The sequence below is a fragment of the Pseudomonas sp. SA233 genome, assembly GCF_054792385.1.
On sequence record NZ_CP096449.1, the window covers coordinates 3288133 to 3311703 of the forward strand.

Below are 23571 nucleotides of genomic sequence, written 5' to 3' on the forward strand. Positions count from 1 at the left end.
CCTCGCATCACTGGGCGGCAGCCGTTTGTTTCTGGGCAGGCGCCACCGGCATACCGGGGGCCAGCCCGGCCGGGCTGCCGACGATCACCTGATCACCCGGCTCCAGCCCCTCGGTAATCTGCCAGCGCGAACCCTGCATCACGCCGGTTCGCACGACGCGTGCCTCAGCGATACCATTGGCGGCGACCAATACCCGCGCCTGGCCGTCACTGCCTCGCTGGACCGCACGCTGAGGAACCAGGATGGCGTGGTTGTCGGTGCCTTGCGGCGTGCGCACGCGCACATACATGCCCGGCAAGAGGGTGCCGTCCGCGTTGTCGAAACGCCCCCGCAGGATGACCTGGCCGGTACCGCGGTCCACACTCACATCGGTGAACATGAGCTCGCCCGAGCGCTGGAAATCGGTGCCTTCCACTTGCGCGGTCAGGCGCTGGCTGTCGGCCGAAAGTGCGCCGTCCTTCACCGCTTGTCGCAGGCGCAGCGCGTCAGCGGCAGACTGCGTGAAGTCGATGTAGATCGGGTCGAGTTGTTGGATACGCGCCATCAGCGTCGCATCCCCCTGCCCCACCAACGCGCCTTCGGTGGCCAGCGCACGGCCAATGCGTCCGGAGATCGGCGCAGTGACAGTGGCGTAGCCCAGGTTAAGGCGAGCGGCCTGCACATCGGCCTGCGCGGAACGTACCGCCGCACGGGCACTGCGCAACTCGGCAGTGGCGCTGTCGAAGTCCTGCTGGCTGACCGCCTCGATCTTGACCAGCGGCTCATAGCGCTTCACACGTGCCTGGGCTTCCTGCTGCATGGCCTGGGCACGGGCGAGGTCCGCCTCGGCGCGGGCCAGGGCGGCCTTGAACGGCGCCGGGTCGATCTGGAACAGCACATCCCCCGCCTTGACGTCAGCCCCTTCCTCGAAGCGCTTGTGCAACACGATACCCGGCACCCGCGCCCGCACCTCTGCGACGCGCATCGGCTCGACCCGGCCCGGCAACTCAGCGGCCAAGGTCACCTGCTCGGAGGCCAACGTCACGATTTCCACCGGGTAGCTCGCATTGGCTGCACCGTACTGCTCTGCTGCGGGCTCGCACCCGGCCAAGGCAATCGCCACAGCGAGTACGCCCACTCTTATCGAACCTGTCTTGCCCATCACTCACCCGAGCCTTGATTGAAAACGGGGCGAATGCTACTTTTCAAACCCAGATGAGTCAATGATGTCTCATATAAATCAAACAAGGCTCCTCATGATCACTTCAGGCTTCCCACCTTCATCGCTTCCCGCCAAGCTGGTGAATGCCCTCTATGCCGCTGCCGCCTTGCGGCCCAGAGCGTCCATGGGTGAACTGGCGGCGTTGGCGGGCATCAGCCGGGCCACCTTGCACCGTTACTGCGGGACGAGAGACAACCTCGATAGCCAGCTCGAACAGCACGCCAAAGACACGCTGATGCAGATCCTCGACAACAGCGATACGTTGGCCTCCACAGAGCCCCTGGCCGCGTTGCGTCAGCTGATCCGCGCGCACCTGGCCCAAAGTGAACTGATCGCATTCCTCGCCTCCCGTTACCCTGTGCACATGAGCGTGCAGCACGACCTCCGGTTCTATCTGGAACGGCTCGATGCATTGTTCTTCAGCGGCCAGCGACAGGGTGTATTTCGCGCGGATGTCACCGCGGCATTGCTGACCGAGATGTTCGTATCGCTGTTGCATGGCATGGTCGATGCCCGCCAACGAGGGCGCGCGCCGAGGGAGAGTGCAACGGTGCTGGAGAACGCGTTCCTGCAGGGCATTGCAGCGCGGGCGCCCTGTTGAGCGCCCGCATGGAGGCAACAGCCGTGAGGCCGCTATTGCGTCAAAGGTAGGGAATGAACGCTATTGCTCGTCGCCATCGAGCGGCGTACTCCAGATCACCAGCTCAAGGGCAGCGGCGATCTGGATGCGATGGTCGGCAAGCGGGACAGGCAGCAGGTCCTGGGCGCGCTCCAGTCGGCGCAGCAAGGTGTTGCGATGCGTACGCAGTACCTCGGCGGTCTGGGTGATGTTGCAGCCATTGGCCAGGAAGGCGTGCAACGAATGCTGAAGTACCGTGGGCTCGGTCGCCAAGCGCCCCAGGGTGCTCAAGACGAACTGCCTGGCCGCGCGGGCATCTTGGGTCATCAGCGACACCATCCTCACCTGATCGATCGTGGCAACGGCAGGTGAACCCGCCAACCGGCCCATCAACCGCTGGGTGGTCAAGGCTTCCAGGTGCGAGCGCCGGAAGCCATTCATCCCCGCGCCCGCCGAACCGATTGCCGCGCGTATCTTGGGAAATTGTCGAGCGACACCTTGCAAAAGGTTCAGGTCCAGCGGCTTTGCCGCATTGCACCAGGCCCACAGGGTCGCAGGGCCCGCGAATACGATCAGAGGCGCTACCGTACCCGTGAGCTGCGCCAGGGCTCGCGCCATATCTTCCAGCGGGCGAATCTCGGCGTCCGGGGTTTCGCTCCAGACGAGGCAGGCGTGATGCCTCTGAGCCAGGCTGTAGCCCAGTCGCCTGCCAAATTGCTCGGCGTCCACATCCCTGCCGTCGAGCAGCCGGCTTACGAGGCTGCGTTTATCGATAGGGTCGTCATGGGCCTGGGCGCTCTTTTCTTCGAGGATGATCTGGGTCACCACACGCATGTTGCTGTCGATGAACGTCGAGATCGACCGCGACGAGACCTCCAGGAACTCCGCGAGCAGCGCGGGATCCTGCGTCAGGCTGAAGGCCATCTTCATCCACAGGTCCCAGGCTGCGTTCTGTGTCGACCTTGCGACATTCATCAGCAGCTCGGAGAGCCCCCTGCGGGCGAGCTCCCTGGCCGTGTCCACCATGTCAGCAGACACGTAGGGCTCCACCGGCTCCCCAGGGCGCTGCAGATTGGCATTGGCCCAGTGCAGCAACTCTGCCCGATTGGCGCGCCGGCACGCGGCGAGGATGACCGGATCCTCCAGCAACTTGGCATCTTCCGGTGTAGAAAACAGTGCCTGGTTCAGGCGCTCGATCCACTCGGGCGGCAGCGCCTGAGCGAGTTCGGCACCTTTGCGCATGAGCTCGCGAACGGCTTCCGAGGGGCGTGGCCAGGGGAATGGCGTGCTGGTCATGATCAGTGCAAATCGCTCAAAAATCGTCTGGTAAATGGTGCAGTTCGTACCTTGGCTCAAGGCCAGGGGAAACCTAGCATGAACTCACTGCCTGAACAAAAAATACAAGGAGGCACCGTGACGCTTCATGTCCCTTTTTTGGGTTTAGCGCAGTGGCAAGCGGGTTTGTTTCCTGATGCCAGCAGTTGGGGGGATCAACCCGCCTGCGCCAACCGTTCTTTCAATCTGGAGTGTTCTCAATGTCAGCCTCTCGCGACTCCATGCCAAGCCTGCCCGTGGTAACCCGCTCGACTTCAGCGCAAGAGATTGCGCTGCTGAGCGACCAAGCAGGAGCGGTCATCATTCGCAACTTCATGCCCCCCGAACAAGTCGTGCGGATCAACAACGAACTCGACGCTCCCTTGGCCGCGCTCGATGCCGGCTCCAAGCATGAGCACGCGCTGATCGCCGAGTTCCACGGCCATCAGACCAAACGGCTCACCAACCTCGTCACCCACAGCAAGACCTTTCGTGAGGAAATCCTCGATGACGACCTCTTCCACGAACTGGGAAACGTGCTTTTCGCCCCGGAGTGCGGAGACTGGTGGCTGACCACGGCCCAGTTGATCGAGATCGGCCCGGGCAACAAAGCGCAAATGCTGCACCGCGACATGGCGCAGTACCAACCGTTCGTGGCCATGAACAAACATGCGCCACGCGCCATCACCAACCTGATGCTGGCGCTGACCGATTTCACCGAGGAAAACGGCGCCACGCGCTTGATTCCGGGAAGCCAGGACTGGGATGACTTCAACGACGTCGGAACCCCAGAGATGACGATCCCCGCCCTGCTGAAAGCCGGGGATGCCGTGCTGTTCGGCGGCAAGGTCGTTCACGGTGGCGGGGCCAACGTGACCGCCGACTATTACCGTCGCGGGCTGACGATCCCGATGCAGGCTTCGATCATCACGCCTGAAGAAGCCTACCCGTTGATCGTGCCGCTCGAGCTGGTGCGCACGCTTTCTCCACGCGTTCAGAAGATCCTCGGTTTCCGCTCCCAATACCCCAATGGCAGCCCTGGCCTTTGGCAGCATAACTACGCAGACCTGGCGGATTACCTTCAGCTCTAGCATCCAGCGTTGACTTGCCTGGCCCTGAAGGTGCCACGACCATCCAAACGCCCAGGCAAGGAAACAGGCCAGGCATCGGTTTGCGATGCCTGGCCTTTGAGCGCCAGCCCTTCACTCCCGATAAGGCATTACCCCACGACGTGAAAACAGAACCGGTGTGCCATCGGCATTGAACAGCGCCGCCGTCAGCGATAGGCCATCAGCCGACTGGGTTTCCTCGAAACTGTGTCCACCATCGCTGCTCTGCACCATCAGCCCGTCCAACCCGACCGCCAGCACACGAGAGCCCGCTACCGCGACGCAAGTGACAGAGCCCTTGCTTTGCGTGGGCACTCGGCGAAAGCCCTTGCCGTCCGCTGAACCCTGCAACAAGGTACCGCGCTGGCCACCCAGTAGCAGACGCCCATCGGCCAGTACCGCGCCTGACCACAGGGTGCCTTCGTAGCCGGTATCCAGGTAACGCCAATTCTTCCCGTGGTCTTCGGAATGCAGCACCTGCCCATGCTCGGCCGTGGCGTAAAGCGTGCCGCGGCTGTCGGCAAACAGCCCCATCAGGTTGAGGTCGGCCCGCTTGGCCCCGGGCGGCGCTTGCACCGCCTGCTCAGCCCACGTCAGCCCCCCATCCTCGGTCGTCAGCACCAACGACCAGAGCCCTACCGCCACGCCCTGCCGGGCATTGAAGAAGTGCACGGCGAACAGCGGTCGGTCTTCTTCGGTGGCCAGGCGCTGGACCTGCCAGGACTCCCCACCATCGGTGGTGGCCAGGATCGCGCCCCAGTGGCCCACCGCCCACCCGCGCTTGGCATCCACGAACGACACCCCCGTCAATGGCGTGGACAGCGGTACCGACCTCGCCTGGCGCCACTGCTTGCCCTGGTCGTCGGACAACAACACGACACCGTGGTCGCCCACGGCAACCACGCGCTCCCCGGCCCAGCTGGCGGCCAGCATGGTGGCCTGCGTGGCATTGCTCGCCTGTACGGCCGGCACGGCCTGCAACGGCGCGGCCTGAAGAGACATCAGCGGCAATGCTGCTGCGAGCAAGGCCGCGGTGAATGAAACCCTGAATTTCATGCTTCTCTCCTCAGTGCACCAGCGCACCGATCATGCGCACGGGACGCTTACGCGGGAACACCCGCTCCAGCCAGACGGCAAAGGCCGGCAGCACGGTCATGGCCATGACCATGTTGACGATGAACATGAAGGCCAGCAGCTTGCCCATGTCAGCCTGGAACTTGAGCTCCGAGAACGCCCAGGTGGCCACGCCCACGGCCAGGGTGATGGCGGTGAAAATAGTGGCGACACCCACCTCGAGTAGCGCGCACTCGACCGCCTTGGTAATCGACTGGCCATGGGCCAGGTGCAGTTGCAGGCGATTGTAGATATAGAAGGCATAATCAACGCCAATGCCCACCGCCAGCACCATCACCGGCAAGGTGGCGATGGTCAGGCCGATCTGCAGTTCCTTCATGAACCAGTAGCCAATGAAAGTGCCGATAGTCAGCGGCAGGCAACACACCAGGACCGCTCGCAGGTCCCGGTACACCACGAACACCAGCAATGCGATGGCGGCATAGACATACAGCAGCATGGGGGTTTCGCTTTTTTCCACCTCTTCGTTGATGGCGGCCAGGACGCCGGCGTTACCGGACGCGAGGCGAACCGAAATGCCTGGCATCGGGTACTCGCTGCGAAACGCCTTGGCGGCGTCCACCACTCGGTTGATGGTGGTGGCCTTGTGGTCTGCCAGGTACAGGTGCACCGCCGACATGTTGCAGTCGGTGCGCATCAGCCCGGGCGTACGCGCCACCTCGGTGGCCAGCGCGGCGTAGTTCATCGGGTCGATGGGCACCGCCGCCATCTTCGGGTTGCCTTCGTTGTAGCCCTCGTTGAACTGGCGCATGTTGGTGGAGAAAGACGCGACCGACAGGACACCGGGCACCCCCTGCATGGCCCACACGAAGCGATCCTGGTACTGGCCCAGGGCGACATCCTCGCAGGCCACCTGGCTGCCTTCGCTGGAAGCGGCCTTGTTGACTTCGAACACCACGCTGAGCCAGTCCAGACCTATGTCGTAGTTGCTGGCGATGGAGACCGCATCGCGATTGAAGCGCGAATTCTCGCGCAATTCCGGCGCGCCCGCCTGCAGCGTGCCAACGACACGGTCATGGCTTTGCCAGATCGCCACCAGGAACACCACCAAGGCCGCGCCAAGCACCCACTGCGCCTTGCGCGGTTCGGCGAGCCGGGCCAGGCCACGCAGCCAGCGGGTGCGCCGCTGCCGGGAAATTTCCTGAGCGGCCGCATACTTGTCATCGACACGTAGCAAGGACGCCATCAACGGCAACATCACCAGGTTGGTGATGATCTTGTAGGCCACGCCAAGCGAGGCCGTGATCGCCAGCTCCCGCACCATCGGGATCGGGATCAACAGCAGCGTCACGAAGGAAACCAGCGCGGTCACCAGCGCCAGCGTCCCGGGAATCAGCAACCCCGTGAAGCTCGAGCGCGCCGCCTCTTCGGCGCGCTTGCCGATGGCGATCTCGCGCACGATGAAGTTGATTTGCTGCACGCCATGAGAAACCCCGATGGCGAATACCAGGAAGGGCACCAGCACCGCCAGCGGGTCGAGCCCGTACCCCAACAGGCGCAGGCTGCCGAACTGCCAGACCAGCGAGGCCAGCGAACAGACCAGCGCCAGCAGCGTGAAGCGCAGGGAGTGGCAATACCAGTACACTGCCCCCGCCGTCAGCAGCAACGCCAGCAAACAGAACTCCAACACCGCTGAAGCCCCGTCAGCGATGTCGCCGATCTGTTTGGCGAAACCGATGATCTGGATTTCGAAATCGCCATCTTCGAACTGCTGGCGGATCTCTTTTTCCAGCCTGTGGTTGAACGCCACGTAGTCCAGGTGGGCGCCATGGGTGTCGTACTCGTTGAGTTCCACCGTGATCATCGCGCTGCGCTGATCACGGGAAACCAGCGTGCCGATGAAACCACCCTGGGCAGTGGAGTTGGCGATCGTCGCGATGACCTGGTCATCCAGGTGCTCGGGAGAAACCGTCCCCGGTACCAGTGGATCCGCGCGAAAACCCTCTTCGGTGATTTCGTTGACGAAGGCATTGGGCGTCCACAACGAACGCACGCTGCTGCGCGAAACACCCGGAAGAAAGGTCACCGCCTGGGTGACGTCATACAGCCGTTTCAGACCTGCGGAGCTCCAGATATCGCCCTGTCGGGCCTTGACCACGAGGGTCAGCCGGTTCGCCCCCAGCAGGTCATTGCGGTAAGCCTCGAATGTCTCGATGTATTCATGGCCTACCGGCAATTGCTTTTCGAAGCCGGCATCCATGCGCAGTTGCACGGCGAACCAGCCCATGATCAGCGTGAACATCGCCAGGCTCGCCAGCACCAGACGACGATGCCCGAACAACACACCCTCGACACGTGACAACAGGCCACGTGCCGGGGCTTCAGATAGCTTTACAGAACCGTTCACGGCAAGCCTCACAAGGTGCGGGAGATCGCGATGCCGACATAATCGCGGTCACGATAAAGCTGGTCGTAGGGCGTCTCGCCGCCCATGAACTTCGCGTAGTTGAGGGAAATCTGCCAACTGGCCGGGTTTCGCACGAAGTTCAGGTACAGGTTCATGCTGCTCGCGTCTTCGGTGAAGGTCGCACTCAAGTTCGGCGTTCTGCCCCCCAGCGAGCGCGAATAGAAGACACCTGGAGTGACCTGCCAGCCCGGTAACAAGGTGCCGTCGTAGGTCAGGCTGAAGTCCAAATTGATGCCCGAGGACGTCTTGTCGCCACGGGACTTGGGCGCTGTCGCAGGGTCCAACTGCCAGGCATTGAGCCCCGCGGCAAGGGGCTCGCCATTGAACTCGTCATGCAGCCCGGGGTAATGGATGACCACCAGTTCCGACAGCAGGGTACCCGTGCTGGCTCCGGTGAAATCGAGCAGCGTCGGGGAGTTGGACGGTGTGAAGCTGTAAAGGCCGGTGAGGTGCCACTGGAATTTCTTTTCGTCTTTCCAGCACTTGCCCCCATTGCTGGAACACAGGTCGACAACAGGGTTGAGCATGACCGAATCCTTCGGCCGGTAAGAAAGCTCTGTACCCACTGCCCAGTCACCGATCGGCATGTTGGCACTGACGCCATACATCATCCGGTCTTCCTGGTATTCCCAGGTCGGTGCCGCCGCGAAGGTGTTAGGGTCAAGAATGGCGACGCGCAATGATGGCAACTTGTCGTGATAACGCATCACGTAGAAGCCATAGTTGATGTCGCTGTCTTCCGGCTGCCAACGCAGCGAAAGGCCCCACTGGCCGCTGTCGCGGGCGTCTTTTTCGGAGAACCCATAGTCTCCCCTGCCCTCACCCAGCGCGTTGGTAGTGGACCAGTAGCTGCCCACCGGCGGCAACTCGCTCTTGTTCCAGCGAAATTGATAGTAGGCCTCGACGTTGACACCCGAGCCCAGGCCCGAGGCGACACTGAGCATCGGCGCGGGCAGCACGGCCTCCTTGAGCTGCACGCCAGGGCGCGCCAAGGCTTGGTAGTCGTAGGCGTTGGTGTTGTTGATGCCACCGGCCACGAACAGGCTTTCGCCCCAGTTGATCACCTGGTTACCCAGGCGCGCGCGGACCCGCTGCCCGCCCACGTTGAATCCTTTGCTCACCCAAAGGTCCAGCAGGCGAGCCTTGAAGGCGAGGTCGTCACGCGCGTCGTCACTCAGCCCGTTGCTACCGACGCTCTCAGGGGTGTTGAACGACAGCGTGCCGGTGGTATCGGTGGCAGCGAAGTCGCGGATCCAGGTGCCACGCGCCATGAAGGTGACGTCCTCGGGCATCTTGAGCAACAGCTCATGGGTGCCCTTGAGGTAGTTGGTGAACATGTCGCCGCGGTCGTAGTTCAGGTCGCCCTGGTCCGCCACGCCGGAGCTCTGTGCCAGGCAGCCGGAGGGCACGTTGTGCCCGATCGGCCCCTGGTTGATCAGGTTGCAGCCCCGCGACTCGGTACGCAGGCCCATGCCTGCGGTGATCGTGGAATCGAAGGAGCCATTGAGGGTTTCGGTTTCAAATGTGAACCCCATTGCCAAGGGGGTTGCGCACACGATGACAAGGCCTGACGCTTTCGTAATTATTTTTTTCATGTTGGCTCTCGATCTGGCGTCGGTTTAGCGCTCGCTGATGGCTCGCAGATTGTCGGAGGTGAAGAAGTCGCGCTTCAGGCGAGGGTTGCCACTGTCTTCGGTGATCCAGCGAATATCGTTCTTGCCTGCCCCGATGGAGGTCATGTCGAAGAGGTAACGACCCTCGGCCAGGTTGTACTGGACCTGGGCCTGCACGTCGCAAGCGCCGGTCTCGAACACGGGAATCGAGAACCCTTCACGCACCTTCCAGATCTGCCCTTGCTTGTCGAAGTCGACGGCCAGCAGCGGGTTCCAGCTGTCCTCGTCGATGTAGAACATGCGTTTGGGCGCTTGGTGGCGCATGCCTTGGCGAACATTGGCCTCGACGACCCAGACGCGATGCAGTTCATAGCGACGCGACTGCGGCGAGATCGAGTCGTTGCCAGCGAACGCCTCCACCTTGGCAGCGGTGTCGTAGGCACCGAAATCGTTGTAAGGCACCAGCAGTTCCTGCTTGCCGATCAGTTTCCAGTCGAAACGGTCCATGGTGCCGAAGAAGATGTTCGCCTCGTCCACGGTGTACTGGTTGTCGAGGCCGATCTGTGGCGCGTCGTAGGAATACGACGGCATGCGCCGCACGCGACGCTGACCAGGGAAGTAGTAGAAGGTCGTGGCCTGCTCGCCGGCCACAGCCGTTTGCACGGCGGATTGACCGGCCAGCGCAGCGGGCTCCAGGTAGTTGAAGAAGGTCGCGTTCTCCAGCCGGCCATAGGAAGAGAAAAGCGCGCTCCCCTTCTTGCCCCAAGGGGTCAGGAAGAAGGTGTCGGTCGACTGGCGCAACCATTCCCCGCCCTTGCGCGGAGAAATGCCTGAAATGCTCCGGGGAATTTCCACGCCGACGCCGCGATAGCGCATCTTCATGTTCCACATTACCTCGGCCCCAGTGCTGGGCATTGGGAACGGGATACCGGGTACATGGGCTTCTTCAAGGGCTACACCGGCAGCGTCGAGCTTGGCAAAGCCAACGTTTTGCCTGGTGTTCTCGATCACGAAATCCGGCGCGCTGCAGGTACGACGGGTCGGGTAGACATCCATGCGATAGCCTGGGACTTTCTTGAACAGTTCGAGCTGGCCAGGGGACAGCTTGCTCGCATGCTGTGTCACATTGTTCGCGTCGATGCTGTAGAGGGGCTTATCACCCTTGAACTTCCAGTGCTCCCCTCGTACCTGGCCGTAACTCCACCCCGCCCCCTGCTGCCCTGGCTGTGCCCAGGCCGGAATATCCCCGCTTGAACTCGCTGCGCTCTCACCGCCCAGAGGGGTCAGCTTCGAACCCAGCGCCTCAGGCTCCTGGGTCGCTGCCTGAACCGAGCAGATCGCGGTCGATACCGCGCAAGCCAGCAGCAGTTGCCTGAAAACACGGCGAGCGGACACTTCACCTTCCAGCCGTTCAGTCACTTCTTTCATTGCAGGATCCTCAACAAAGGGCTTTGACCGTGGCTCGACTTTCCAGACGGAAAACCAGCCCTGTCACATCTCATGATCAACTGACCTGATCAACCGATCATGTCGCAAGATCATGACGCAAGCCATATGCCAGAATCCTCATGAATAAATATATTCTTTCAATATCAATTAGTTAGATGATACTCCCTGCGGTGGACGCAGCGCTTTCATGCACCATCATGTGAATTATCGAAACAAGTGTTACCAAAAGATGATCGACGGCTGGGCATAACGACACCAGCTGAGGCGTGCCATTCACCCGACAACCGTACGGCGCATAAAATGCCCCCCCAAAAAAAACCGCCCCGAGGGGCGGCAAAAAAGCAGGCCGGTGGCCCGCCATGGAGTAAACGTTATCGGGAATGAACGAGCGACTGAGAGGAAACCCGCTTGGAGCGCTCAAGCGCGCCATAGGCGTAGTACAACTGCACGATCGAATAGGACCAGGTCAGGAAGGCGAAGGTCATGAAGACCATCTTCGTGTCATCGCCCGGAATCGGAAAGAAGTCATACCGCAACGCCACCGTCAGCCCCGCCGCCCCGCCCAGCACGGTAGCCAATGCATGGAACACCTCCCCGGCACGTGCCAGGCGCCACGTGAAGTAGCACAGGTACACCGTGTAGAGTGACCACATGAGCAAGTAGAAGAACGCCAATGTATCGTTGACGATGCCAGACAGGTAGTAGACGCAGGTGGCGGCAAAACCGGCCACGAACAGCAGCAGGTCTTTTGCTATAGAAGGTTTGTAACCGTGGGTAACCGCCATCAACCCCAATGTTGCGATAACAGGTACGCCCACCCCGCGCGAAAACGCATCGAGAAAAATCGCGACATTGTAATTGGCCTGCCAACCCGTCGCGATGAACGCCGTGAAGTTCGATGCGGAAATCCCCACGACCAGGAACTCCAGGCCAAGCAGATAATTCTTCCGCCTGACGAATGCCATGCCATAACCCAGCCCGCACACCACCAACAGAATGCACGAAACCAGTGCACCTAGATCTCTGAGCTCCACGATAACCGCCTCTGTAAATAATGCCGCGCCACAGCCTTGCGCCATCGAGGCGCCGGCACTGTTCAGTTTTTCAATGCACTGTCTTTGCGCACTTTTTTATCGGTCCAGGCATCCAACAACCGGGCCGCTGCAAGCGCCGTGTTTATAGCGCACCATTGGAAAGGCTCCGGCAGCATGGACGGTGTCTTGTGCTGCAATGCCGAAAGCAGTGGCGGCTTTTGGCCGTTGATTCTCTGGGCGAACAGCGAGCCCATGAGCGATTGCGTCGCAAGGCCATGGCCCGAGCATCCCGCCGTATAGAAAATGTTCTGTTTCGCCCCCGTCGTGCCGATGACGGGCAGGAAGTCGTAAGCCCCACTGACATAACCGCTCCAGCAGTGCTGAATGCCAAGGCCTTGCAGACCCGGAAAACGTTGGCGCAACACCCGCGCCAACGCGGCATAGGCGCTGTAGTCCGGAATGTTGGGAGTCTTGGAACCGTAGGCATAGCCCAACTGTTTGACCGTCAACACCAGGGTGTCATGCGCCGTCAGGCGGTGGCTCTCCATCGTGTAGTGCGGGGTGATGATCCCTTCTCGCCCTTTCCATCCCAGGGCAGCCAACTGCTCCGTCGACAGGGGCTCGGTTTCGATTGCCGATACGCGAATCGGCGCCACCTTGTTGCGCAACAGTCCCACCTGAGGCGTATAGGCGTTGGTCGCCATGACCATCACGGGCGCCGTTGCAGTGCCGAACGGGGTCTTGCAAGTGATGACTTGCCCTTCACTGTAGGAAACCAACGGGGTGCGTTCGTAGAGTTTCACGCCGGCCTGGATGGCCGCACGGCGCAGGCCACCGATGTACTTCCCTGGGTTCAGGGTGCCACCGCGCTGCTCGCTGCCAAACAAAAAGGCAGGTGGGAGCCCGCGGGCGCGCATCTCGGCCTGGTCCACGAAACGGGTCACAGAGCCCAATGTGTGCCCAAGCGCCATGTTCGCGCGCAGCCGCTTTTCCTGGCCTGGATGCACGGCAGCTCGGATAACCCCCGAGGGGATGTAGTCACAATCTATACCCAACGCCGCGAAACGCCCTTCCACATACGTGACAGCCTCGTCGTAGAAACTGACGAACGTCCTGGCCTGTTCCAGCCCCACGCGCTTGACGAAGACTTCGCACTCGATTCCCATGCTGCCGAGCAGGTAACCGGCATTGCGCCCACTGGCACCGAAACCGGCGAACTCCTGCTCCAGCACGATGACGCTCGCCCCAAGGGCTGACAGCTCCAAGGCCGTCGATAAACCGGCAAACCCGGCTCCTATCACGATCACATCGGCATGCGCGTGACCTTTCAATTCAGGTTGCAGGTCGATAGGACGTTCCACCCACCCGCCGAGGCTGCGAAACCTCAGTGTTTCCGAACCGTTCCCGGCCACATTGTTCGACGCATTCATTCACTTCGCTCCAGGGAATTCTGCCAAGGGGAAGGGTTAGAAGCCTTTGCCTGGCTCGGAGAAAGACGCCATGCCCAGAAGCTCTTGTGGGTCGCGCATCTGCCCATCGATTTCAACCCAACCCAGCAGCGTGGAGCTGGCACTCCAACCCAGCAGACGTTGCAGTTGCGCAGGGAGCTGCCGAACACGCTCAACAGGAATGGACAGGAAGTGGTTTTCTTCCAGTCGCAGGAAAGCCAAGTCATACGCCATGGTCAGACCGGTGCGAGGCGTTGAGGATGTATTGGCGCCACCACCGTGGTAGACCGACCCCATCCATAGCAGCGCAGAGCCTGCCTTCATTTCGGCGGCGATTGTTTCTTCCTGCGTTGGCATGCGTTCGTCATCCCATTGATGGCTGCCGGGAATGACACGTGTCGCACCGTTCTCTTCGGTGAAGTCCGTAATGGCCAGCATGATTTGCAGCCGAGCCTCACGACCATATTGCGGATGCCGCCAGAGCGATGTGGCATCGTCGCGATGCAAAGGTTGCAAACCCTGGCCTGGGCCGATCTGGATAGCCTGGGTAATGCTGAGTTGGATATCCGGCTCGATCTCGACGCGGTCGCTTCCGACCCAGACATGGGTAGGTGTTTGCAAGATCTTTCTGGCGGACTCGAGAAACAACGGATTCAGCGCCACCTCTACCGCCGTGTCACTTCGCCCGAGAATTCGGGCGACGCGGCGTGTCTGGGTGCCGGCAAAGTAAGGGTCCATACCGCAAGGCGTGACACTCAAAAAGGTGTCCAACTCCTCGGTCAGGGCCTTCAAGGTGCCTTCCGAGACAAAGTTGGAAATGATTACGGCACCGTCACGCTTGATGATTTCCACTACCTGCTCGACCGGTGTGTCGCTGCTGACCGTCGAAAGTTTCCGTGTATCCATTTGCGCATTTACCTGTGTGCTTTGAGTCATTGTTTGTCAGCGGATCTGGGCCCAGGGCCCGGCTACAAGTTGCCGTAGGCACCCTGCGCTCACCTGTCGCGAGCGCCGAAAATCCGGCACTACCGACAAGAGCGATCGACTGATCAACCGACATGATCACTTGATCAAGTCTTATGACCAAAGCAATTCACGTGCCGTTTTCCTGACCCGCGCCAGCGTCCACGGAAATTCAGGGGCGAGCGCCTGGCCTGCCGATGCACAGTGATACTGGCGTTCCCAAATCGGTGCCTCCCCGTGTTCGCCCGGCACGCCATATTGTGTATTAACGAAACACTTGTTATCTAAAGTTTCCCAGGGAAGGCGTCGCGCAGACCGCCCCCTGACGCTCAATCGCATCGACGCATGGATTGGGAAACAACCATGCGTTAGCATTCGTCCCCGCCGAGGCCAGACCCGATGGCTGGCGGCAATACCGAAGAGGGAGAAATGCCCAATGGCTCGAATAGGCGCTGAATTGCGCAGACAAGACTTTATTGAAGCCACCGTGAAAGTGATCGCGGAACATGGAATAGCCAACGCCACCACTCGCCGTATCGCGGCCGAGGCGAATTCGCCACTGGCTTCGTTGCACTACGTCTTCCATACCAAGGACGAGTTGTTCTATGCGGTCTATGAGTCCTTGATCAACATGCCGCAACAGTCGTTGCAGGACGTACCCACAGGCGCCACGGCGGCAGAGTCGGTGGGGGAAATGCTGCGCCAGCTCGTCAAATGGTTCACCGCCCACCCTGACCTGGCGACCACACAGTTCGAGCTCTTCTTCTGGAACCTGCGCAACAACCCGGCCATGGCAACCAAGATCTATACCGTATCCGTCGAAGCGACCAAGCAAGCCATCGAAAAGGTCACTGGCCCCGGGCTGGACCAGGCCAGGCTGACCACCATCAGCCGCTTGCTCATCAACCTGTTCGACGGCCTGTTGCTGGCTTGGTCCGCCCATGGCGACCGGGAACGCTTGGAAGCCGAGACCGAAACCGCCTGCCAAGCTGTAAAACTGCTGGTGGCCAGTTACTGATCAAGGTTCGAATGCGCCGTGCTTCAGTACGGCGCGATCGGTACTGACTAGCCATCAACCTGGCTTACCTTCCCGCCTTTCTCATACCGGGCGACTGCCCCAGCCTGCCCCCTCCTTGCCTCTCCCTTTCTTGAGAGAACTGCCCCCGCGCCATGGCGCGATGGTGCAAATCATCCCAAACCAATAGAAACCTGGTGCATTTCGCACCTTGATCCGCCTGCGTTGCCAATCCTATTCTTGCCAAACGATCAAGTCATTTGACCAAGTCTCTATAACACAACAATAGGAGGCGACATGTCCTCTCACACTGCTCTTCCGGTTGAGCCGCTCGATATTTTGATCATGGGAGCCGGTGTGTCTGGCATTGGTGCGGCAGCCTACCTGCGGCGTCATCAGCCGCACAAACGATTTGCGATTCTCGAGTCCCGCGAACGAATGGGCGGCACCTGGGACCTGTTCCGCTACCCTGGCATTCGCTCCGACTCGGACCTGTACACCTTCGGTTTCGACTTCAAGCCCTGGACCAAGGCAAAGTCCCTGGCGGACGCCGCAGACATTCTCGAATACCTGCGAGAAGCCATCGACGAATATGAACTGGCGTCCTTCATCCAGTACCGGCAGAAAGTCGTTTCGGCGAACTGGCAGAGCGATAAAGGGCTCTGGGCAGTGAGCGTCGAGGATGGTCACACGGCAGAAACCCGCATCATCGAGTGCCGCTGGTTGTTCAGTGCAGGCGGTTACTACCGCTATGACCAAGGGTTCAGCCCACGCTTCGAGGGCACGGAGGCGTTCAAGGGACAGATCATTCATCCCCAGCACTGGCCGGAAAACCTGGACTACACGGGCAAGCGTGTCGTCGTCATCGGCAGCGGTGCAACGGCGGTAACCTTGATTCCAGCGATGGCGGACAAGGTCGCCAGCATCACCATGCTGCAGCGCACCCCTTCCTACATCATCAACCAGCCCGCCAAAGACTCCGTTGCAGCGTTTCTGCGCAAAATCCTGCCTGCGCAAACCGCCTATTCCCTGACACGCTACAAGAACGCCAAGATCACCCTGGCTTTCTGGGCATTCTGCCAACGCTTCCCCAAGCTTTCGAAAAAGCTGCTGCTGTGGCTGACCCGCAAGGAATTGCCCAAAGACTACCCGGTCGACGTACATTTCAACCCGCCCTACAACCCCTGGGACCAGCGCTTGTGTTCGGTCCCCGAAGGCGATCTGTTCAAAGCCATCAGCGCAGGCAAAGCCGACATCGTCACCGATCACATCGAGCGGTTCACCGAGTCCGGAGTATTGCTCAAATCGGGCAAGACACTGAAGGCCGACATCATCGTCACCGCCACGGGGCTGAACGTACAGCTGTTCGGCGGCATCACCCTGCACAAGGACGGCCGACCGGTGATACTCAGCGAAACCCTGGCCTATAAAGGCATGATGCTCTCTGGTGTGCCCAATTTCGCCTTTGCCGTGGGCTACACCAACTCGTCCTGGACCTTGAAAGTGTGCCTGCTGTGCGATCATTTCTGTCGCCTGCTGGGCTTCATGGACAAACAGGGCCACAACGTCTGCGAACCCAAGGCGCCAGCCGGTATCGAAACCCGCCCCTTGCTGGACTTTGGCGCCGGCTACGTGCAACGCGCCTTGGACAGCATGCCGCGCCAAGGGCCGCGTGAGCCCTGGGTGATGTCGATGGACTACTTCCGCGACGTCAAACTGCTGCGTCGGGGCAACGTTGCCGACAAGTGCCTCTCGTTCACCACAGTGCCCAACGCGCCTTTGCACGCTGGTGTCATGCTGCAGCAACAAGGTAGCCGTCGATGAGCGCCGATCGCTTCTGCGAGCTACCGGGGGAGCGCAAGCTCTGCTATCGCACTCACGGCGATGACGACGCCCCGGCGGTCCTGCTCATCGTCGGCCTGGGGCTGCAATTGACCTACTGGCCGCAACCGATCATCGCCGGCCTGGTCGAGCGCGGGTTCCGCGTCATCACGCTGGACAACCGTGACTCGGGCCGATCGTTCTTCACCGACGTGGTACCTCCCACGGCCATGCAGCAGTTCCTGCGCAAGCGCACTCCCGGCTATGACCTGGGCGACATGGCCAACGACGTGATCGGGCTCATGAACGGCCTGAACCTGGAAACGGCGCACGTGGTGGGGATGTCGATGGGCGGCATGATCGCCCAGACCCTCGCGGCCCGGTACCCCGAGCGCGTCAGGACGCTCACTTCGATCTTCTCGACCACCGGCTCGCTGCGCGTCGGCCAGCCCGCGCTCAAAGCCCTTTTCCAACTACTGCGCCGCCCGCCGCGCAACCAGCAGGAAAGCGTTCGGGACTACGTGGACATCATGCGACTGATCGGCTCGCCCCTCGAATGCGACGAGCAAGCCCTGCGCAACTACGCCACGCAGGCCTGGGAGCGCGGCGGCGGCGAGGTGAGCAACCTCGGCACCGCCCGGCAGATCGGCGCCATCATCAACTCTGGAGACCGCACCCAGGAGCTGCAGCGGGTTCGCTGCAGCACGCTGGTCATCCACGGGGACAAAGACCTCATGGTCGCGACCACCGGAGGCTTCGCCACGGCCGCGGCGATTCGCCAGTCGAGCCTGGTGCTGTTGCCTGGGATGGGGCATGACTTCCCAACGTGCCTGTCGGGCACACTGCTTTCCCTGCTGGCAGGGCACATGCGCTAACACCGTTTCCATTTAGGGGCGGATTGCTTGGCCGCCCCTCTTTTTATTCCACCAGAGGTTTCTCGCAACAGGCTTAACCCAAACCCAAAACAACAACATTCCAGTTTCAAGCACACCTGAGCCGCGACGACGGCCTGGCGCGATGCTCCTCCACTGCCCGTTCAACAACGACAACAACTGAGCAAGAGGTACGTATGGAATTCAAGTTCTTACTCCCCACCAAAGTCGTGATGGAGCCAGGCCTGCGTGAGCGCACTGGCGAGCATCTGCGTGAATTGGGGCTCAAGCACGTTCTGATCGTCACGGATGCCGGGGTCAAGGCCGCCGGGCTGCTGAACAGCGTTTACGCCAGCCTGGAAAGGTCGGGCATTTCGTTCGACGAAATCGCGGACGTGAAGGCGAACCCTCGCAGCGAAGACATCAACCGCGCGGCACAGCTGTACCGCGGCAAAGGTATCCAGGGCCTCCTGGCCATCGGCGGCGGCAGCGCGATGGACGCGGCCAAGGCCATCAGCCTGCTGCTGACCCACGAGGGCCGGATCGAAGACTACGAGGGTTCTTTCACCCTTAAGCATGCCATTCCACCTATCGTCGCCATCCCGACCACCGCCGGCACCGGCAGTGAAGTGACCTGCTTCGCGGTGATCACCGACACCGTCCGCCATTTCAAGATGAGCGTCCAGGATTACCGGGTCGGGCCCGTTTTGGCACTGCTCGACGCCCATATTCTCGACACGCTGCCTTCGTCGATTGCCGCCGCAACCGGCATGGATGCCCTCACCCACGCCATCGAAGCCTACACCGGTCGCATGGCGAACCCGATCAGCGACGGCCTGGCGCTGCACGCCATCCGCCTGATCAGCCAACACCTCAAGCCCGCCGTGCTGGAGCCTGGCAACCTGCACGCCCGCCAGCAGATGCTGGTGGCTAGTCTGATCGCCGGCATGGCCTTCGGGAACGCCGACGTCGGCAGCGTGCACTGCATCTCCGAAGCCATCGGTGGCATGTACGACACACCGCACGGCGTGGGCAACGCGATCTTCCTGCCCTTCGTGTTCGGTCACAACCGCGATGCCGACATCACCCGCCACGCCCAGGTCGCCTATGCGCTCGGGATCGACCCCAACCTCTCGCCGGCCGAGGCCGCCGAGGCCGCTGTCGGTTACCTGTTCCAGATGAGCAAGGATCTGGGCATCCCCCGCTTCGCCGAGGTGAAGGGCGTGCGCGAGGAAGACTTCCTGACCATCGCTGAAAAGTCGAAGAAAAACTTCTCCGACGCCAGCAATGCCAAGGAAATGACCGTCGAGACCTACCGTGAAATCGTCGCCACTGCTTACCACTTCGTAGCGTGAGGGATGTCAGTCATGAGCGAATCAATCCCTAGCGCTTCGCTGAAGCGCACCCTGGGTCCGTTTTCGGTACTGCTGTTCGGCCTGGCGTTCCTGGCGCCGTTGATCGTCTTCGGCACCTATGGCGTGATTACCCAGGCCAGCGGCAACACCACGGCGATGGCCTACCTGATCGCGGCGACCGGCGTGGTGTTCACGGCGTTGAGCTATGGCCGGCTGGTCAGGGTGTTCCCGGTGGCCGGTTCAGCCTACACCTATACCCGCAAGATGCTGAGCGCGAACCTCGGTTTCATGGTGGGCTGGGCCGCCCTGCTCGATTACTTCTTCATCCCCATGCTGATCTGGCTGCTCGGTGCCAGCTACCTCAACATGGCGTTTCCAGAAGTGCCGCAGTGGGTGTGGATCATCGGGTTCATCGTCTCCACCTCGCTGCTGAACGTGCTGGGCATCCAGGTTGCCAACCGTTTCAACGTGCTGTTGATGGTCGCGCAACTGGCCATCATCGTCGTGTTCATCGGCCTGTGCGTGCACTACATTGTCGCGGCCAACGGCCCTGGCGGGCTGTTGTCGGCCAAGCCGTTCTTCAACCAGAACGTGCCCTTCGCCACCAGCATGGCCGGCGCCGCCATCGCCGCGTACTCGTTCCTGGGCTTTGACGCGCTGTCCACGCTCAGCGAGGAAACCCGCGACCCGGGCCGCACACTGCCGCGCGCCATCCTGCTGGTCGCGTTGATCGGCGGCTCGGTCTACGTCGGCTCCTCGTACTTCATGTACCTGGCGCACCCCTCCCCCACATTCGAGTTCGTGGACGGGGCTGCCTTCGAGATAGCCCGCATGATCGGCGGCGACCTGTTCTTCGTCGTGGTCCTGGCGGGGATCATCATCGCCCACTTCGCCGCAGGCATGTCATTCCAGGCCAGCGTGGGCCGGCTGCTGTACGCCCTCGGCCGGGACAACCAACTGCCACGCAAGCTATTCGGGGCCTTGCATCCTCGTTACAAGACCCCGGTCTTCAACATCCTGCTCTGCGGCATTTTCGGCACCGCAGGTTTTGGCCTGACGATCGCCACCGCGACGTCCCTGGTCAATTTCGGCGCTTTTCTAGCCTTCACCGCCGTCAACCTCTGCGCGTTGCGGCTCACCTTTGACGCACGCGTCAAGGACGGGGCCGGCCTGCTGCACGGCGTGCTTTTCCCACTCATCGGCCTGGTCACGGCCGGCTGGATGCTGGCCAGCCTGGATAAAGACGCACTGATCATGGGTTGTAGCTGGCTCGCCCTGGGCGCGGTTTACCTCGCCTGCCGGACCAGCTTCTTCCGCAACCCAGTGCCTGACGCGCTGGCGTAGCGGCCACCTTCCAATCGAATGCCCTGACGACAACCACAAGGCAAGGCCATGGCCTTGCCGTTCAATGGCGAGAATCGACATGCAAACCAAACTCTTGATCAACGGTGCCCTGGTGGCCGGCGAAGGCGAAAACCTCGACGTGTACAACCCGTCCCTGGGCAGCGTCCTGGTACAGACCACCGAAGCCAGCCGTGCCCAGGTCCATGCCGCGGTGCAAAGCGCGGATGCGGCCTTCGACGCCTGGTCGCAAACGCCGCCCAAGGACCGCGCGGCACTGCTGCTCAAGCTCGCTGACAGCATCGACGCCCAGGCGCCGGTGTTTGCCCGCCTGGAGGCAGACAACTGCGGCAAGCCGTTCACCGCCGTGTTGCAGGATGAACTGCCTGCCGTATCCGACGTGTTCCGCTTCTTTGCCGGTGCCGTGCGCTGCCTGCAGGGCTCGGCGGCGGGCGAGTACATCCCGGGCCACACCTCGATGATCCGCCGCGACCCGGTGGGCGTGGTCGCCTCCATCGCGCCGTGGAACTACCCCCTGCTGATGGCAGCCTGGAAACTGGGCCCAGCCTTGGCCGGCGGCAACACCGTCGTGCTCAAGCCGTCGGAACACACGCCGATGAGCACCTTGAAACTGGGCGAGTTGCTCGCCGACATCTTCCCCGCCGGTGTGGTCAACATCGTGCACGGTCGCGGCGCCTCGGTGGGTGAGCCGCTGACCAGCCACCCCCAGGTACGCATGGTGTCGCTGACCGGCTCCGTGCGCACCGGCAGCCGTATCATCGAAGGCACCGCCGACAGCGTCAAACGCATGCACATGGAGCTCGGTGGCAAGGCACCGGTGTTGATCTTCGACGATGCCGACATCGACGCCGCCGTCGAAGGCATCCGCGCCTTCGGCTTCTACAACGCCGGCCAGGACTGCACCGCCGCATGCCGCCTCTATGTGCAGAAGGCGGTGTACCCGGAGTTCGTGCGCAAGCTCGGCGAAGCCGTGTCCAGCATCAAGTGCGGGCTTCAGGATGACCCGGCGACCGAGATGGGCCCGCTGATCACCCAAGAGCACCTGGAGCGTGTCGAGGGCTTCGTGAACCGTGCCAAGGAACTGCCTCACATTGAGGTGGTCACCGGCGGCAAGCGCGCTGCGGGCGGCGGCTTCTTCTTCGAGCCGACGGTCCTGGCCGGCGCTACGCAGGAGGACGAGGTAGTGTGCCGTGAAATCTTCGGCCCGGTGGTGACGGTTTCGCCATTCGAAGACGAAGCCCAGGCACTGGCATGGGCCAATGAATCGGACTACGGCCTGGCCTCGTCGGTATGGACCGCCGATGTGGGTCGCGCCCATCGCCTGGCCGCTCGCCTGCAATACGGCTGCACCTGGGTCAACACCCACTTCATGCTGGTGAGCGAAATGCCCCATGGTGGCGTGAAGCTGTCCGGCTACGGCAAGGACCTGTCGATGTACGGGTTGGAAGACTACACCGTGGTTCGCCACGTGATGTTCAAGCACTGACCGCCCACGACCCAGATAGCCCAGATCATTTTTCAAGAGGTTTGCATGAACAACATCGAGACATTCGAAAGGCTCGAGTCCAACGTGCGGATGTACTGCCGTGACTTGCCGCTGGTGTTCGATACCGCCCAAGGCAGCAAGATCCGAGGTGAAGACGGCCGCGAGTACCTGGACTTCTTCGCTGGCGCCGGCGCCCTGAACTATGGCCACAACGACCCGCGCATGCGCGATGCCTTGATCGCGTATCTGTCGTCCAACGGCGTGACCCACGCCCTCGACCTGCACACCACCACCAAGCGCCAGTTTCTCGAAGCGATCGAGCGCGACCTGTTCAAGCCACGCGGCTGGGACTACAAGGTGCAGTTCACCGGCCCGACCGGTGCCGACGCCGTCGAGGCGGCGTTGAAGCTGGCGCGCAAGGCGACGGGGCGTACCAAGGTCGTCTCGTTCTATGGGGCTTACCACGGCATGACCGCCGGCGCCTTGGCCGTCACCGGCAACCGCACTCGCCGTGGCCCTGGGCTTTCCACCGATGTGGTGTTCGTGCCGTACGAAGACAGCCCCTACGGCGAATTCGACAGCATTGGCTTCCTCGAGCGCCTGGCCAACGACCAGGGCAGCGGCTCGGAGCTACCGGCGGCGGTGATCGTCGAGTCCGTGCAGATCCAGGCCGGCGTCTACCCGGCTTCCAACGAATGGCTGCAACGCTTGCGCAAGTGGACCAGCGATCACGGCGTGTTGCTCATCTGCGACGAAATCCAGGCCGGCTGCGGGCGCACCGGCGACTTCTTCGGCTTCGAGCGCTCCGGGGTGGTGCCAGACCTGATCACCTGCGCCAAATCGATCGGCGGCTTCGGCCTGCCGATGGCGATCGTGTTGATTCGCGCCGGGCTGGATGTGTGGCAACCGGGCGATCACATCGGCACCTTCCGCGGCAATCAACTGGCCTTCTTGACGGCCCAGATCGCGCTCGGCTATTGGCGCGATGAGTCGTTCCTGAAGTTGCTGGCCACCAACTGCGCGGCCATGGAGCGCGCGGTCGCCGGTTTCGCGGAAATTCCTGGCGTCGCCTCCGCGCGCTGTCGCGGCATGATCGCCGGCATCGACTTCGGTCGCGGCAACGTCGCATTCGCCAAGGATGCCCAGCAGCGTGTGCTGCAGGCGGGTGTGCTGGTCGACCGCTGCGGCCCGAACGGCGAAATCATCAAGCTGATGCCACCGGTGAACACCCCGACCGACCAGCTCGAAGAAGGCCTGAAAGCCTTCGGCGAATCGGTCGCGGCAGCGTTTAGCCAGTAACTGCACGGGCCTGCGGTGCGGCCTGTATCGATACAGCGCCGCATGCAGGCTCATCGCGTGCAGTCGACAA

The 23571-nt window shown here is 61.7% G+C and carries 18 protein-coding genes; 9 read left to right on the forward strand and 9 right to left on the reverse strand.

All coding sequences use genetic code 11. From position 1 onward, the window contains the following. Positions 1-7: 7 nt before the first annotated feature. Entirely contained in the window at positions 8-1141 is a 1134-nt protein-coding gene (locus M1D87_RS15240) for a MexC family multidrug efflux RND transporter periplasmic adaptor subunit (protein ID WP_043935643.1), read from the reverse strand. Between the two features lie 94 nt (positions 1142-1235). Here M1D87_RS15240 and M1D87_RS15245 point away from each other — a divergent pair, with 94 nt between their 5' ends. Continuing rightward, entirely contained in the window at positions 1236-1802 is a 567-nt protein-coding gene (locus M1D87_RS15245) for a TetR/AcrR family transcriptional regulator (RefSeq protein ID WP_015270439.1), read from the forward strand. Between the two features lie 60 nt (positions 1803-1862). On the opposite strand, the gene M1D87_RS15250 is transcribed toward M1D87_RS15245, so the two are convergent. Beyond that, a complete protein-coding gene (locus M1D87_RS15250; RefSeq protein ID WP_015270440.1) occupies positions 1863-3176 on the reverse strand; it encodes a PucR family transcriptional regulator in 1314 nt (437 codons plus the stop codon). Between the two features lie 179 nt (positions 3177-3355). Here M1D87_RS15250 and M1D87_RS15255 point away from each other — a divergent pair, with 179 nt between their 5' ends. Continuing rightward, positions 3356-4225 (forward strand): phytanoyl-CoA dioxygenase family protein, encoded by an 870-nt coding sequence (locus M1D87_RS15255; protein WP_015270441.1) that lies wholly within the window; start codon positions 3356-3358, stop codon positions 4223-4225. Positions 4226-4336: 111 nt separating this feature from the next. Here the strand turns inward: M1D87_RS15255 and M1D87_RS15260 are convergent, their stop codons facing one another. From M1D87_RS15260 to M1D87_RS15290, 7 genes are all read right to left on the reverse strand, one after another. Further along, positions 4337-5299 carry a WD40/YVTN/BNR-like repeat-containing protein gene (locus M1D87_RS15260; protein WP_015270442.1) on the reverse strand — a complete coding sequence of 321 codons (963 nt, stop codon included), beginning with the start codon at positions 5297-5299 and terminating at the stop codon, positions 4337-4339. 10 nt (positions 5300-5309) lie between these two features. Continuing rightward, entirely contained in the window at positions 5310-7724 is a 2415-nt protein-coding gene (locus tag M1D87_RS15265) for an efflux RND transporter permease subunit (protein ID WP_043935645.1), read from the reverse strand. An 8-nt stretch (positions 7725-7732) separates the two neighbouring features. Beyond that, on the reverse strand, positions 7733-9319 hold the full coding sequence (locus M1D87_RS15270; RefSeq protein ID WP_015270444.1) for a DUF1302 domain-containing protein: 1587 nt from the start codon (positions 9317-9319) through the stop codon (positions 7733-7735). A gap of 84 nt (positions 9320-9403) precedes the next feature. Continuing rightward, a complete protein-coding gene (locus M1D87_RS15275) occupies positions 9404-10825 on the reverse strand; it encodes a DUF1329 domain-containing protein (RefSeq protein WP_003257183.1) in 1422 nt (473 codons plus the stop codon). Between the two features lie 392 nt (positions 10826-11217). Continuing rightward, a complete protein-coding gene (locus M1D87_RS15280) occupies positions 11218-11925 on the reverse strand; it encodes a hypothetical protein (protein ID WP_015270445.1) in 708 nt (235 codons plus the stop codon). A gap of 17 nt (positions 11926-11942) precedes the next feature. Then, positions 11943-13310, reverse strand: coding sequence for an NAD(P)/FAD-dependent oxidoreductase (locus tag M1D87_RS15285; protein WP_015270446.1), 1368 nt, complete (start codon positions 13308-13310; stop codon positions 11943-11945). 36 nt (positions 13311-13346) lie between these two features. Further along, the gene (locus tag M1D87_RS15290) at positions 13347-14234 is read right to left on the reverse strand and encodes a phytanoyl-CoA dioxygenase family protein (protein ID WP_015270447.1); all 888 of its coding nucleotides are present in this window, start codon (positions 14232-14234) and stop codon (positions 13347-13349) included. 493 nt (positions 14235-14727) lie between these two features. On the opposite strand from M1D87_RS15290, the gene M1D87_RS15295 reads away from it, so the two are divergent. The 7 genes from M1D87_RS15295 (at position 14728) to M1D87_RS15325 (ending at position 23501) form a co-directional block, all read left to right on the forward strand. Continuing rightward, complete coding sequence (locus M1D87_RS15295) at positions 14728-15309, forward strand: TetR/AcrR family transcriptional regulator (protein WP_090342460.1); 582 nt, start codon at positions 14728-14730, stop codon at positions 15307-15309. A 294-nt stretch (positions 15310-15603) separates the two neighbouring features. Then, a complete protein-coding gene (locus tag M1D87_RS15300) occupies positions 15604-17130 on the forward strand; it encodes a flavin-containing monooxygenase (RefSeq protein ID WP_043935650.1) in 1527 nt (508 codons plus the stop codon). After that, positions 17127-18002: an alpha/beta fold hydrolase gene (locus tag M1D87_RS15305; protein ID WP_003257190.1), complete on the forward strand. Its 876-nt coding sequence runs from the start codon at positions 17127-17129 to the stop codon at positions 18000-18002. The genes M1D87_RS15300 and M1D87_RS15305 overlap by 4 nt, the downstream gene beginning before the upstream one ends. A 194-nt stretch (positions 18003-18196) precedes the next feature. Next, a complete protein-coding gene (locus tag M1D87_RS15310) occupies positions 18197-19354 on the forward strand; it encodes an iron-containing alcohol dehydrogenase (RefSeq protein ID WP_015270450.1) in 1158 nt (385 codons plus the stop codon). Between the two features lie 12 nt (positions 19355-19366). Next, the gene (locus M1D87_RS15315) at positions 19367-20698 is read left to right on the forward strand and encodes an APC family permease (protein WP_015270451.1); all 1332 of its coding nucleotides are present in this window, start codon (positions 19367-19369) and stop codon (positions 20696-20698) included. Positions 20699-20777: 79 nt separating this feature from the next. Continuing rightward, on the forward strand, positions 20778-22202 hold the full coding sequence (locus tag M1D87_RS15320; protein ID WP_015270452.1) for a gamma-aminobutyraldehyde dehydrogenase: 1425 nt from the start codon (positions 20778-20780) through the stop codon (positions 22200-22202). 45 nt (positions 22203-22247) lie between these two features. Beyond that, the gene (locus M1D87_RS15325) at positions 22248-23501 is read left to right on the forward strand and encodes an aspartate aminotransferase family protein (RefSeq protein WP_015270453.1); all 1254 of its coding nucleotides are present in this window, start codon (positions 22248-22250) and stop codon (positions 23499-23501) included. Positions 23502-23571: the final 70 nt, after the last annotated feature.

What these genes read in the sequence shown, in the direction of transcription:
- M1D87_RS15260 (WP_015270442.1), bottom strand. Translation starts at nt 5,299, where the DNA reads ATGAAATTCAGGGTTTCATTCACCGCGGCCTTGCTCGCAGCAGCATTG.
- M1D87_RS15310 (WP_015270450.1), top strand. Translation starts at nt 18,197, where the DNA reads ATGGAATTCAAGTTCTTACTCCCCACCAAAGTCGTGATGGAGCCAGGC.
- M1D87_RS15295 (WP_090342460.1), top strand. Translation starts at nt 14,728, where the DNA reads ATGGCTCGAATAGGCGCTGAATTGCGCAGACAAGACTTTATTGAAGCC.
- M1D87_RS15245 (WP_015270439.1), top strand. Translation starts at nt 1,236, where the DNA reads ATGATCACTTCAGGCTTCCCACCTTCATCGCTTCCCGCCAAGCTGGTG.
- M1D87_RS15290 (WP_015270447.1), bottom strand. Translation starts at nt 14,234, where the DNA reads ATGGATACACGGAAACTTTCGACGGTCAGCAGCGACACACCGGTCGAG.
- M1D87_RS15315 (WP_015270451.1), top strand. Translation starts at nt 19,367, where the DNA reads ATGAGCGAATCAATCCCTAGCGCTTCGCTGAAGCGCACCCTGGGTCCG.
- M1D87_RS15240 (WP_043935643.1), bottom strand. Translation starts at nt 1,141, where the DNA reads ATGGGCAAGACAGGTTCGATAAGAGTGGGCGTACTCGCTGTGGCGATT.
- M1D87_RS15255 (WP_015270441.1), top strand. Translation starts at nt 3,356, where the DNA reads ATGTCAGCCTCTCGCGACTCCATGCCAAGCCTGCCCGTGGTAACCCGC.
- M1D87_RS15320 (WP_015270452.1), top strand. Translation starts at nt 20,778, where the DNA reads ATGCAAACCAAACTCTTGATCAACGGTGCCCTGGTGGCCGGCGAAGGC.
- M1D87_RS15275 (WP_003257183.1), bottom strand. Translation starts at nt 10,825, where the DNA reads ATGAAAGAAGTGACTGAACGGCTGGAAGGTGAAGTGTCCGCTCGCCGT.
- M1D87_RS15285 (WP_015270446.1), bottom strand. Translation starts at nt 13,310, where the DNA reads ATGAATGCGTCGAACAATGTGGCCGGGAACGGTTCGGAAACACTGAGG.
- M1D87_RS15300 (WP_043935650.1), top strand. Translation starts at nt 15,604, where the DNA reads ATGTCCTCTCACACTGCTCTTCCGGTTGAGCCGCTCGATATTTTGATC.
- M1D87_RS15280 (WP_015270445.1), bottom strand. Translation starts at nt 11,925, where the DNA reads ATGGCGCAAGGCTGTGGCGCGGCATTATTTACAGAGGCGGTTATCGTG.
- M1D87_RS15270 (WP_015270444.1), bottom strand. Translation starts at nt 9,319, where the DNA reads ATGGGGTTCACATTTGAAACCGAAACCCTCAATGGCTCCTTCGATTCC.
- M1D87_RS15305 (WP_003257190.1), top strand. Translation starts at nt 17,127, where the DNA reads ATGAGCGCCGATCGCTTCTGCGAGCTACCGGGGGAGCGCAAGCTCTGC.
- M1D87_RS15325 (WP_015270453.1), top strand. Translation starts at nt 22,248, where the DNA reads ATGAACAACATCGAGACATTCGAAAGGCTCGAGTCCAACGTGCGGATG.